The sequence below is a fragment of the Vibrio sp. PSi01 genome, assembly GCF_054960695.1.
This window is the reverse complement of the sequence record NZ_JBHNYN010000002.1, coordinates 296,392-308,167: the sequence shown is the minus strand read 5'-3', so window position 1 is coordinate 308,167 and position 11,776 is coordinate 296,392. Positions and strand designations below refer to the sequence as shown.

Genomic DNA, 11,776 nt, shown 5'->3' with positions numbered 1-11,776 from the left:
TTCGGTGAAAAGTAATATAGGTACGAACATGACTCAACTAACTATCGTCGCAAACATCGTCGCTAACGAAGACAAAATCGAATTGGTTAAAGCCGAGCTATTAAAACTGATTGATATAACTCGTACGGAAGAAGGTTGCATCAACTACGACCTTCACCAAGACAATGAAAACCCAGCGCATTTCACTTTCTATGAAAACTGGACGTCTCGTGAACTGTGGCAACAGCACATGGGTAATGCCCATCTTGCTGAGTACATGGCAGCAACGGAAGGTTGTGTTGCGTCATTCACGCTCAATGAAATGACTAAAATCGCTTAAATACTGATTCCAAGTTATCTGCTACTGGATAACACGCTTACAATCAATTGATTTTGATTTAAAAGCCCCGCTGCACGTCAGCGGGGCTTTTTCATTTAAGCGTATATCGTCGTCAATCAGCCTTAGTTAGAGCTTTAACCTTGGCTGTATAAAATCAATAAACGCCGAGATACGCTTAGAGACGGATGACGACTTATAGTAAACCGCATTCACTCGCTCTCGATCTGTGTTGGCAAGTTTGTCTTGCTCCAAAATAGGGACTAGGCGCCCTGCTGCTATATCGTCCTGCACCATAAAACCCGATAAACAAGCAATCCCATTTCCAGCTAATGCCAGTTGACGCACGATTTCACCATTACTGGCTGTTACAGTAGGCGGGATATAACTTTGGTTTGGCAAAGGCCAGTGATTAAGCACTTTGTTTCCTGCAAATCCCACAACTTGATGCGAACTCAAATCTTCAGGTTTGGTGGGCAACCCACGCTTAGCGAGATAATCAGGCGACGCTACAATATGAAGCAAACTTTTCCCTAACGGACGGGCGTGCAGTGTTGAATCGGACAACTTACCGATTCGAATCGCAACATCAGTTCTCTTTTCCAGAAGATCAACGAAGCCCTCGTTGGAAGTGAGTTCCAATTCAATATCTGGGTAAGCCTCTTTAAATGACTGCACCAAAGGCACTAGCTGATGGAATACGAATGGACTGGCGGCATCAACTCTTAAACGACCTTTTGGCAACTCACCGCGCGACACAATTTCTTCTTCTGCGCTCTGGATCACCTGTAACCCCAACCTTACTGAATCAACAAACTGCCGCCCTTCCTCTGTCAATTCCACTCGTCTCGTTGTTCGGTTGAATATTGAGACGCCGAGTTGCGACTCAACCTTACTCACCGAACGAGACACCTTGGCAACCTGTACATCCAACGCCTCTGCCGCCGCAGAAAAGCCACCAGCATCGACGACGGTGAGTACCATTTCTAAATCATCTGAACGGGTTAGCATGATGCTCCTTCACTACTTTCATGTTGTTTAATGTCCTCTCGTTTGTGCTCATCACAGCTCAAATCATCTGTGTCTTTTCGATCTTATTAACTTAATCCAATGATCGGCTAACTCTCTAATTATTGCAAATAACACAAAGGTTATTTGTTAATGATGACATTTTTAACAAATATATTTTACTAGATAATCCCCGCCATCAGACGAAGCGCTCTTATCGCAGTAGCAAGCTGCCCCATGTTATCGCGCTCAATAATCAACACAGAACAGTCAGAGAGATGATTATGCCACTAGCACTATTTGCATTGACGCTCAGCGCCTTTGCCATCGGAACCACAGAATTTGTCATCGTGGGTTTGATCCCCACGATGGCGAGCGACTTGAATGTATCTTTGCCATCAGCAGGCCTATTAGTCAGTTTATATGCACTTGGTGTTGCCATTGGCGCGCCAGTATTAACGGCGTTGACCGGAAAATGGAACCGTAAGCTGGTACTGCTAGGCGTGATGGCCTTGTTTGTCGTCGGCAACTTACTGGCATGGCAAGCACCAGGCTACAACACATTGATCGCTGCTCGTATTTTGACAGGCCTTGCCCATGGTGTGTTCTTCTCGATTGGATCAACCATCGCGACCGGTTTAGTTTCAAAAGATAAAGCAGCCAGTGCCATTGCGATCATGTTTACGGGTTTAACTGTTGCATTGGTAACCGGTGTACCACTGGGCACCTACATCGGCCAAACTTTTGGTTGGCAAGCGACCTTCTTGATCGTTGCTATTCTTGGCCTGGTAGCCCTTATTGGAAGCGCCTTCTTAGTTCCAAACAACCTTAAACAACCGCCAACCGCTAAGATTTCAACGCAATTAAAGGTTCTAACTCAGCCTAGATTACTGTTGGTTTACGCCATCACAGCACTCGGTTACGGCGGTACATTCACAGCCTTTACCTTTCTCGCTCCAATACTAGAAAACGTATCAGGGTTTGATTCAAGTTCTATCAGTTTAATCATGCTCGTTTACGGTGTATCAGTCGCGGTTGGTAACATCTGGGGCGGTAAGATGGCCGACAAAATGGGCCCAATAAAAGCACTGACCGTTATATTCTCTGGCTTAGCGTCAGTACTGGTAATCTTCAACTTTACCGCGGTAAACCCTTATGCATCGGTCGCAACCATACTTGTGTGGGGTGCATTTGCTTTCGGTAACGTTCCGGGACTACAGGTTTATGTAGTGAAACTGGCTGAGAAATACACACCTGACGCAGTCGATGTGGCATCAGGGCTCAACATTGCAGCTTTCAACGTAGGTATTGCATTAGGCTCATGGGGAGGTGGTTTGATTGTCGCAAAATCTGGATTAATGAACACACCTTGGATTGGGGCTATGATTGTCTTAATCGCGCTAGTGTTGACCCGAATTAGTGGTGCTCTAGACAATAAAAAACCAGCATTCCAAGCGACGAACCAATAACTCTAACCAAATAGCAACGATGAAATCTTACATCGTTGCTATTTTCTATCTTGTCTTATCGCAAATAAGAATCGAACAACATAAATAACACATCCTCGATTGAATTAAATTAAGAGATTATTAATTATAATTTGAGTAATAATTTATTATGAATCTTTTTTTGAATTTAAATACCCTTCCATATCGCCCTTCTAATATTGATTCAAATCAATTAATTGCTCAATAAGCATCCATTATTATAAAAAGTGGATTGTTTGTGGATTACTTCACCCAATTGGGTGATGATAAACCTATCATTTAATGACTAATATCAACCTTAGATAAACTCAAATGAAGCACCAAAATATATTCGAGTTATCGCTTGCAATAGGTTAAATGGATTGAGTTATGCAGATATCAGAATTGAAGATTCCACTAGAAAATGGACTTAATAAATCCCCGTCTGAATTCGAAGAAGCGATAAGAAATGGATTAACTACACTTGGAATTGAGCATGTCACATTAGTTATCTCATCAAAACCAGACTTCCCAGCCTTCAAATATATTGATGGTTTGTCAGATGGAGTCTCGCTGACAGAGGTAATCACAGACAATCTAGATGATTATCTCATGTTGATTTCAAAGAGCCGTAAAGGAAAAATTCATCACAAGCTAGATGACATAATGGACAATAGAATATTGGGTCATGACAAGCTCCCTGTCGCCCAAGATTATCTGAATTTCTATAGTATTTCTGAAAATCTACTTTACGAACATGGAATATCAATAATGTTTCATAGTGTCGATGAACTCCGGATTGATGAATTACGCCAGTTAAAATCAATATGTGACATTGCCATCGCTTGGGCAAATTCATGGGTCGCCCACCGTACTATGGTCTCACATTGGCGTAAATATTCTGAGCCAAAAACGGCCAACACGAGCCCGTCTTTGACTAAGTCAGAACTTGATGTGCTTGATCTACTGACTAAAGGATTGAACGGTACTGAGATCGCACAAACCCGTGATGTATCAAAAGAAACGGTTCGCAGTCAGATCAAGAGTATCCTGCACAAAACACAATGTAAAAACCAAAACCAACTGATCTCTCGATTTGGACAAGGGCAGTGGCTCATCAGCCCACCAATACGCTCTGCTTACACCTAATTCGCTTCTGCCGCCAAGGAAGGCTCAAAGTATGCAAAATAATCGACCAGCACCTTACACATGCTTGATCACTCGCAGCAACACCTTGTCGCGAGTGATCAGAGATTTATTGAAACTTTCTTTCCCACTCAATCAATTTCAAGTTATCGAATCTTATTCTGAACTTGACCCTGAGTATAAAGGCGTTGTGCTTTTAGACAGAAGTACGATACCGATGCCAGACAAGTGTGGTGTTTCAATTATCAATAGAAAAGATAAGTGGATCGCCATCAATATTAAATGCAGCGCTTGTTACGATTACCTAAAATTTGGCTTTTTTGGCCAAATAGAAGTGAATCATTTTGAATTTATTCCAAAAGCCATTAAATCTGTTCAAGAGGGAGAGCTTTGGTTCCCTAGACATATTATGGAAAGCTTTATTATTGACCTTTGTATCAGTAGCGTTTCTAAGAAATCCTATTCCATCACAGAAAAAGTAACATCAAAGTTTTTTTTAACAAAGAAAGAGCAAAGAGTCTTTGAATTAATGATTCAAGGTTTTTCAAACATACAAATAGCAAACGACACAAATGTCAGTATAAACACAGTAAAAACACACGCTTACAATGTGATGTCCAAGTTGAATGTACATTCTCGACATGAACTATTTGCTAAAGCTCATGAATTAACCGTTTAAAATTAGCACTCTTTTCATACTTATTTATTCAATATATCACCCCTCGTTGCGAGGTGTATTTTTTAAATCCTAATTACTATGTATTTGTTGTCGGGAATAACAAGAGTAATGAGGGAATAATTATGAAAAAATTAATATTAGCGGTAGCAGTAGCCGGTGTGATGTTCAGTGTAAATAGTTTCGCTGTTGGTGGTGGTCCAGGTGGAACCAAGTTAGAAGCTAATGTGGTTCAATTTGGAGGAGCAACCAATGCTCTTCTGACCAATGCAACGAACACTGATGGCGCACACATTCGCATGGAAGGCACGATTCCACAACGTTGTGTGCTCAACTTGAAATCAGCACAAGCCGGAGAGTTTGTTAATGGTGATATCCACCTAACGAACATGCTGGCAGATAGCAAAAATTTGGTCTCAGGGCTAACAGCCAGTAAACCAATTGCAAGTCTTCGTGCCTGGTGTAACTACGGGAAATCAATGGAAGTCGATATGACTGCCACACCTTTCAAAATGACTCGTTTCGGCATGGCCATTGGTAAAGAACGTATCGATTACACATTACAAGCAAATCAAACCGACATTTTCGATACAAGCAATGCAAGTGATGGTTTGTTTGGTCATACGACAGGTAACTTCCAAGTTAAATGGAGTGGTGAACACCAAAAAGCAAGAATTGCAGAAGTTCCTCTTAGTATCACAACAGAGGGTGCAGCTTTAGCAAGGGCCGGTAATTATCGCTCTACAGTGTATGTGAAACTCCAAGCGAAAACTTGTCACCACATGTGTGGATTTTAGCTCATAAATTAGAGCCCACAAACGTGGGCTCATTTTACCAAGGAAGGGTTTTATGAAAAACATTACTTTATTTATCAGTCTGCTACTCTTCCACGCCGTCGCTTTCAGCTACGAAATTACCCCTATGTATCAAGAAATGAACGAATTTGGAGGAAAGGCTCTCTCAAGCTATACGATCAATAACCCTCAAGACCGTTCACTCCCAATTGAAGTTGTAGTGTATGACGTAAGTTACGATGAAACCGGAGAGGTACTAACACTTAATGAAGACAGTTTTCTCATTTTGCCTCCTCAAATAATGGTAGACCCACAAAGTTCTCAAAAGATTCGGGTGCGCTATATCCCTAGCGATACTCTCACAATGACCAAACTGTACCGCATTGAATTCAACGAACTAGAAGTCGAAGGGCCTGAAGATAGTGACAGTAAAATAAGAACACTGCTTAGTTTTTCGACCTTAGCTTTTGTATCTCCGAACTCAATAAAGCCCACTATGAAGTCCTCGATTAAAGATAGAAACATAGTGGTAGAAAACACAAGCCAAGTTCTAGTGAACTTGCTTCATTCCGTATTCGAACTTCAAACTAACGGCGAGAAAAAAGACCTACCGTGGAGCCAGATTGACACTAAGACAAGTGGTTACTTAATGCCTGGTGCCACCGCTTATTATCCTATTCCAAACGAATTCAAAAAAGTCACTGGTATTGCCATAAAACAAAATAATTAACACTGAACCACCTGCTTCTACACGAGCTTTATTGGGAGGTAACATGAGCCGATATTACACAGTTCTTCTGTGCGTCTATCTATGCTTGCTAGCCCAACCTCACGCCTATTCCGCGGATTGGTTATTTCCATTCCCAATCAACTATTTAGGCTCAACAGTGGGCGATATTGATGCGTTCTCTGATGGTAAAACGATCTCCAAGGTTCATACCATTCAACTGAATACACTGATTGGTTCAGCGCTTACAAGTGAAGTATCAGGTAAATTATCTTCGTACAAAGATACCTTTATTTCAGTGGAAACATTGAAAGAGTGGGGTGTGTTGCTCTCCTTTTCATCCTCTGACATGTCTATCTCATTATCTTTCGTTCAAGATGCACGAAAAGAGCAAGCGCTAAGTTTCAGCGCACCTTACTCTCCTCCTATTTATTCCACATCAGCCTTTTTCACCAACATCAATAACTTTAACTTTGGCCTATCTGATACACGAGGAGTTGAGACTCAAAATGAAGAACAAAAGTGGAATATAGAGTGGATCTCCACAGGAAACTTTGCTGGTGCGCGGGGAGTTAACTATAAACTGTCAGGCTATTTTGATGATGGCACCAGTGAGGAACAAACTTTTTATCGTGGCGATATATCGGCCTTTATCGACCGTGCAGAAACCCCTTATCGAGTCACTTTTGGCGACCAAGTTAACAGTACTTCAGGCCACCTACCTAGCCAACAATTTGGCGGAATCGGGTTTGAACGTAATTACTCAGCATTACAACCGAATCGCAGTATTCAGGTAGGAGGCACTCAAGCCTTAGTGCTTGAAGAGTCTGCCGACATCGAACTGTACATTAATGGTTCCTACGTGACAGAGTTTCGACTTCCACCTGGACGTTATATGCTCGATAACTTGCCACTGTCTTCAGGTAGTAATGACGTTCGTTTAGATATTGAATATCAATCGGGAAGACGAGACTCCATTCTCTACAGCGTATTCTACAACTCTAAACTGCTCAAAGAGGGAATATCCGACTTTGGCGTGTATTTGGGTGCTCCTTCAGAAATAAAAGACAGTCACTATAGGTACGATACCGAAAGCTTAATCACCAGTGCCTATTATGACTATGGCTTAACCGAATACTTAACGCTTGGGTTGAATGGCTTTTATCATAAAGATGGATTCATACTAGGGGGGATCTCCACTTTTGGCACCCCCATCGGTAATATTGGCTTTCGACTATCAGGCAGCCAGTCGAGTGAATATGATGAAACCGGTTATATCGCAAGCATCGATTATGCCGCCTCGCTCTGGGATCAAAACAATTACAGCGCCCCCAACTTACGTATCGCGCTTGAATCTTACGATACCTATTCCTATCAACCTTGGACGGAAGAAGGAACGACAGGCCATTCAGCAGCAGTCAGCTATACCTTAGGCATTACCGATGATGTTTACTTATCGCTCTCATATAACCTTGATAAGCAGAGTGGTTACGATACGGAATGGAGTGCAGAAGCCTCAACGTCTTGGTCTTACTCCAATGTAGTGGTCGGTTTAGGTGTTACTCATGAAGAAGACCCAAATGAGGGCATTTCGAACACAGAGGGTATTGTATCTGTTGATTGGACATGGAGTTCTGATGACGGGCAATACACCGCAGATGCCGGATACGCCAGCGATACTGAGATCTTACGAGCAAGCTTTAGTAAGCCGAGTAAAAATCAAGTTGGCCAATATGGCTATTCTCTATCTGCTGATGTCGAATCGAATCAAGGACAGTATCAATTACGTGGTGACTACATAGGCAACCGGGTTCGATATGATGGAGACATCAATTATTACAACTCGAACAGTACCGAAGACACCGTGGTCACCTCGTTTAGACCCAGTACAGCATTCACAATTAGTGACAGCAATCTCTCTTGGTCACGCCCAATATATGGTGCGGCGGCTGTGGTGCAAGTTCATGAAAGTTTAGAGTCGGACGCCCTAATAAACAGCGATGAAGACGCGTACGCAGAAGCGATTTCTCAGCAAGGTTACCCCAATGCTATCAGCCTCTCTACAGCCCACATCACTCAGAGCTTTACTGTAGATGCGCCAAACGCACCTGTTGGTTATGACATCGGCAATTATCTGTACAACATCACCCCAGGCGCTTATACCAGTCATCTCATCACCGTTGGGTCCAATAAATCTAAAACCATAATAGGCAAATTACTATTAGCTAACGGTCAACCGCTTGCGTTAACTCAAGGCTATTTAACCGATCTCGATGACACATCTTATCCATTCTTCACCAACAAAGGCGGAAGATTCGTTATTGAAGGAATAGGCAGCGGTGATTATCGAATCGAAACGATCAACTCCAACGCAACGGGGATCATCAGCATCCCTGAATCAGACGATAACCTGTTGAGACTTTCTGATATTCAACTAGAACAAGGAGCAAACAATGTTCAAAGTAACTCCAATGAAAAAAACTAATTGGCTGCTCACATTATGCATTCTCTGGCTGCCTTCACCATTACTAGCACAGAGTTGCAACGGAGTATGGAGCTTAACCCAACTTAACAATGGTCCGATTGAGTTTGATAAATCGGGATTTGCGAAAATTCAATACGAGCTCAAAAAGCTACGCTCTCAAAGCGGCGAATGTTCATTAAGGTCGGTTCGACTAAAAATTCTCAATACGTTGGACAAAAATGGACCTTATTTCGTCAACCAAAGCCAAACAATGCTTACTTATGATCCCAAAGAGCGAGAGTACTTGCTATACGCAAAATACAATTCTCCGGTCCGTTTTTACTTGGTCGATCCGAGAGCAAAAATTAACTACGCTGCAAAATACACTGTGCCTTTTATTGCCAAGCTCAAGTATGAAGACAACCCTGTATCAACACTAACAAGTACCGCAACTTACAAGATAAAGTCTTTCGTTACTTTTGATTGGTCTGGCCATGGAAGCAACATTCACCGCTCAGCAACAGGATACAGTTGGCAACTCGGTGAACTTCATAGTGGTAAGCGTTATCAAGCAGATTTTATGATCCGTTCTAATTCTCTGACAGAGCTTTGGGTTAAATCTCGACACGGCAAACTGATCAATACCCAGAACCCGGATTGGACGATTACCTATCAACTGACCGTGAATGGGATAGAAGTGTCCAGATTGCACCGCATGACTCCCATAAAAAACTATAATCGCGGCCAGCACACCATTCCTTTTTTACTCTCGATCACTGACAACACCAACCTGTCACGAGCGGGAAGTTACCGCGATGAATTATATATCCAAGTAAAAGCAATAGATCCTATTTTCTGAAGTAGCGCTGTGACATTTTAACAAAGGTACACCAATATGAATGCTATCAATTTAGCAATGAAACAAAGACATTGGGTCATGGCCTGCTTCGCTTTGGTCATCCTTTGTATTCATATTGGTGAAATCCGTAGAACCATCCATTTTGTTGAGAAAGATCAAACTCACCGAAGCGATCTCATTCAAACGCTGGTTCAAAGTAATGTCGTGCGAACACTGAATATTTTAGGTACTTCTTTACACTCAGAAGCAACAAATACCAACAGACCCAATGTGGGTGGCGTTTATTATCAGCCTACGCGACCTTTCTCAAATTCTGACATTAAAGGCATCGCAGAACGATTCAATATCAGTACATCGTCACCTCAATTTCTTGCCATGAAAAACGGAAAAACGACACTTTGGGGATTTAATTTCAATCATCCAAAACCTCATATCAACTTAATAGCAGGGCTCGTGTCGCAGCGGACATCCCTATACCACGAGGCGAATGTCGATCTGCAGCATTACTTCCCAGAAATCAACGGCACGGCCAACACGCTTCTTTTTATAAGAGACAATCAACATCAATACTTTATGCCTTCTGGAGAAAAGATAAATCTAGACTTATCGAACACGCACGCCTTACAACCTCTAGAAGACACCGCTGTCTATGTAAGCAAAGTGGAACTACTGGACGTCATATTTTTCCAATTAAACAATGACAATTCTCGATACTTTCATCTTGTTGAAGTTCCGTTACCACAACTTCGTGCGACCCTTTTTATCTTTGATAATATGACCAGTTCTGTGGCTGAAATAAAGGGAGTGATTCAAAGTTTTGTTGAGGTCATCGCATTGTTAGGGATAGGCTATGTGTTACTGATCGCTTTTTCTCATTATCAATATCGAACCTCAATTGCTTTGGAATCAGATGCATTAACAGGGTTGAAGAACCGCTCTTACTTAGAAAGTGCAAACTCACGCATTCGCGATGCTGGAACGAGCAAAAACAACCGATGTATCGGAGTTATTGCCATTGATCTCGACCATTTTAAACTGATCAACGACAACTACGGACACCATACCGGCGACAACGTGTTAGTTCGGATAAGCGAGATATTATTAGAAAATGTAAGAAACAACGATGAGTGCTATCGTATCGGTGGAGACGAATTCATCGTCATTCTCAAAACAGAAAGTCAGTCCGATATCATCAAGTTAGCAGATAGAATTCGAGATAAAATCGCCTACGACCCACAGCTCAGAAGTATGATTAAAGGAGGAGTATCAGCTTCGCTTGGGCTTGTGGATTTATCGACTGGGCAATCGATTGAAGAGGCCATTATTTCCGCTGACGAGATGTTGTATCAAGCGAAAAACCAAGGGCGCAATTTGGTTCAAAGCTCCCTTATCTGAAAGAAAACGAATTTTCCTGTTCGCTGCAACCGCAACCGCAACCGCAATTGTGAACAGGAAAAGAATAGCCAATCAACCAACGAAGAAAGCTGGGCTTACAAAAATAACATTAGTTTACTACAACTCAGAGATCGAAAGCCGCTCAAAAATGCAGTGGCGTCAATTAATCATTATCAATCGATTTTAGTACTTTACATGGGTTACCTACGGCAACCACATTCGCTGGGATGTTTTTAGTTACCACACTGCCCGCACCAATCACGCTGCTCTTGCCAATGGTTACTCCTGGGCAAACAATCACACCACCGCCAAGCCAAACATTATCACCAACGTTAATCGGAGTGCCGAACTCCACGCCCTCTTCAACGCGGCCTTTCACATCGAGTGGGTGACCTGCGGTAAGAATTTGAACGTTCGGACCAAGTAGGACATTATCGCCAATGGTCACCTCTGCTACATCCAGAATCACGCAATTGAAGTTAGCGTAAAAGTTCTTACCTAACTTGATATTTGAACCATAATCACAATGGAACGGCGGCTCTAAGTGCGCGTTCTCACAGCCCGGAATAAGCTCTTGGGTTGCCGCTTTCCACTCGGGTGTATCAGGAATACTATTGTTGAGTTTTTGAAGCACCTTACGACATTCGATACGTTCTGAATAAAGCGCCTTATCCCAAGCTTGATAAGGTTCACCTGCTAACATCTTTTGCTTTTCTGTTCTCACGTTACTTACCTGTTTTCACATAACTTAGCTATTTTCATATTACTAAACTGCTTTTACATTACTTAACTAATGATGGTCAATTCATCGACCCAAAAACGCAATATCGCACATCTAAATAACAGTGAATAAAGAGTCTTTTCGCTTGATTTAATAGATGCGCAGCTCATCATTTTTTGTAGGTGAAATATGAAATTCAATCAG

Annotated in this window: 11 protein-coding genes; 9 read left to right on the top strand and 2 right to left on the bottom strand. The window is 42.1% G+C overall.

The features are described 5' to 3' along the window. Positions 1-28 precede the first annotated feature (28 nt). The gene (locus ACFI6G_RS04510) at positions 29-319 is read left to right on the top strand and encodes a putative quinol monooxygenase (RefSeq protein ID WP_016767356.1); all 291 of its coding nucleotides are present in this window, start codon (positions 29-31) and stop codon (positions 317-319) included. Between the two features lie 126 nt (positions 320-445). On the opposite strand, the gene ACFI6G_RS04505 is transcribed toward ACFI6G_RS04510, so the two are convergent. Next, entirely contained in the window at positions 446-1,327 is an 882-nt protein-coding gene (locus ACFI6G_RS04505; protein ID WP_010431824.1) for a LysR family transcriptional regulator, read from the bottom strand. A 281-nt stretch (positions 1,328-1,608) separates the two neighbouring features. On the opposite strand from ACFI6G_RS04505, the gene ACFI6G_RS04500 reads away from it, so the two are divergent. From ACFI6G_RS04500 to ACFI6G_RS04465, 8 genes are all read left to right on the top strand, one after another. Then, positions 1,609-2,793, top strand: a complete 1,185-nt coding sequence (locus tag ACFI6G_RS04500; RefSeq protein WP_010431827.1) for an MFS transporter — start codon at positions 1,609-1,611, stop codon at positions 2,791-2,793. Positions 2,794-3,180: 387 nt separating this feature from the next. After that, positions 3,181-3,939, top strand: coding sequence for a helix-turn-helix transcriptional regulator (locus tag ACFI6G_RS04495; protein WP_010431830.1), 759 nt, complete (start codon positions 3,181-3,183; stop codon positions 3,937-3,939). A gap of 31 nt (positions 3,940-3,970) precedes the next feature. Continuing rightward, positions 3,971-4,615, top strand: a complete 645-nt coding sequence (locus tag ACFI6G_RS04490) for a response regulator transcription factor (protein ID WP_010431833.1) — start codon at positions 3,971-3,973, stop codon at positions 4,613-4,615. A 122-nt stretch (positions 4,616-4,737) separates the two neighbouring features. Continuing rightward, positions 4,738-5,409, top strand: coding sequence for a hypothetical protein (locus ACFI6G_RS04485; protein ID WP_010431836.1), 672 nt, complete (start codon positions 4,738-4,740; stop codon positions 5,407-5,409). Between the two features lie 52 nt (positions 5,410-5,461). Continuing rightward, a complete protein-coding gene (locus ACFI6G_RS04480) occupies positions 5,462-6,136 on the top strand; it encodes a fimbria/pilus periplasmic chaperone (protein ID WP_010431845.1) in 675 nt (224 codons plus the stop codon). Positions 6,137-6,179: 43 nt separating this feature from the next. After that, positions 6,180-8,618, top strand: a complete 2,439-nt coding sequence (locus ACFI6G_RS04475) for a fimbria/pilus outer membrane usher protein (RefSeq protein WP_102416625.1) — start codon at positions 6,180-6,182, stop codon at positions 8,616-8,618. Then, positions 8,587-9,456: a hypothetical protein gene (locus tag ACFI6G_RS04470; RefSeq protein ID WP_016797865.1), complete on the top strand. Its 870-nt coding sequence runs from the start codon at positions 8,587-8,589 to the stop codon at positions 9,454-9,456. The genes ACFI6G_RS04475 and ACFI6G_RS04470 overlap by 32 nt, the downstream gene beginning before the upstream one ends. Positions 9,457-9,492: 36 nt before the next feature. Next, a complete protein-coding gene (locus tag ACFI6G_RS04465; RefSeq protein ID WP_016793232.1) occupies positions 9,493-10,851 on the top strand; it encodes a diguanylate cyclase in 1,359 nt (452 codons plus the stop codon). A gap of 163 nt (positions 10,852-11,014) precedes the next feature. Here ACFI6G_RS04465 and ACFI6G_RS04460 read toward each other — a convergent pair whose 3' ends face one another. Then, entirely contained in the window at positions 11,015-11,575 is a 561-nt protein-coding gene (locus ACFI6G_RS04460) for a sugar O-acetyltransferase (protein ID WP_016787417.1), read from the bottom strand. Positions 11,576-11,776 lie beyond the last annotated feature (201 nt).

Bases quoted from the DNA above. Each gene is read 5' to 3' on its own strand.
- ACFI6G_RS04510 (WP_016767356.1), top strand. From the start codon at position 29: ATGACTCAACTAACTATCGTCGCAAACATCGTCGCTAACGAAGACAAA.
- ACFI6G_RS04505 (WP_010431824.1), bottom strand. From the start codon at position 1,327: ATGCTAACCCGTTCAGATGATTTAGAAATGGTACTCACCGTCGTCGAT.
- ACFI6G_RS04500 (WP_010431827.1), top strand. From the start codon at position 1,609: ATGCCACTAGCACTATTTGCATTGACGCTCAGCGCCTTTGCCATCGGA.
- ACFI6G_RS04495 (WP_010431830.1), top strand. From the start codon at position 3,181: ATGCAGATATCAGAATTGAAGATTCCACTAGAAAATGGACTTAATAAA.
- ACFI6G_RS04490 (WP_010431833.1), top strand. From the start codon at position 3,971: ATGCAAAATAATCGACCAGCACCTTACACATGCTTGATCACTCGCAGC.
- ACFI6G_RS04485 (WP_010431836.1), top strand. From the start codon at position 4,738: ATGAAAAAATTAATATTAGCGGTAGCAGTAGCCGGTGTGATGTTCAGT.
- ACFI6G_RS04480 (WP_010431845.1), top strand. From the start codon at position 5,462: ATGAAAAACATTACTTTATTTATCAGTCTGCTACTCTTCCACGCCGTC.
- ACFI6G_RS04475 (WP_102416625.1), top strand. From the start codon at position 6,180: ATGAGCCGATATTACACAGTTCTTCTGTGCGTCTATCTATGCTTGCTA.
- ACFI6G_RS04470 (WP_016797865.1), top strand. From the start codon at position 8,587: ATGTTCAAAGTAACTCCAATGAAAAAAACTAATTGGCTGCTCACATTA.
- ACFI6G_RS04465 (WP_016793232.1), top strand. From the start codon at position 9,493: ATGAATGCTATCAATTTAGCAATGAAACAAAGACATTGGGTCATGGCC.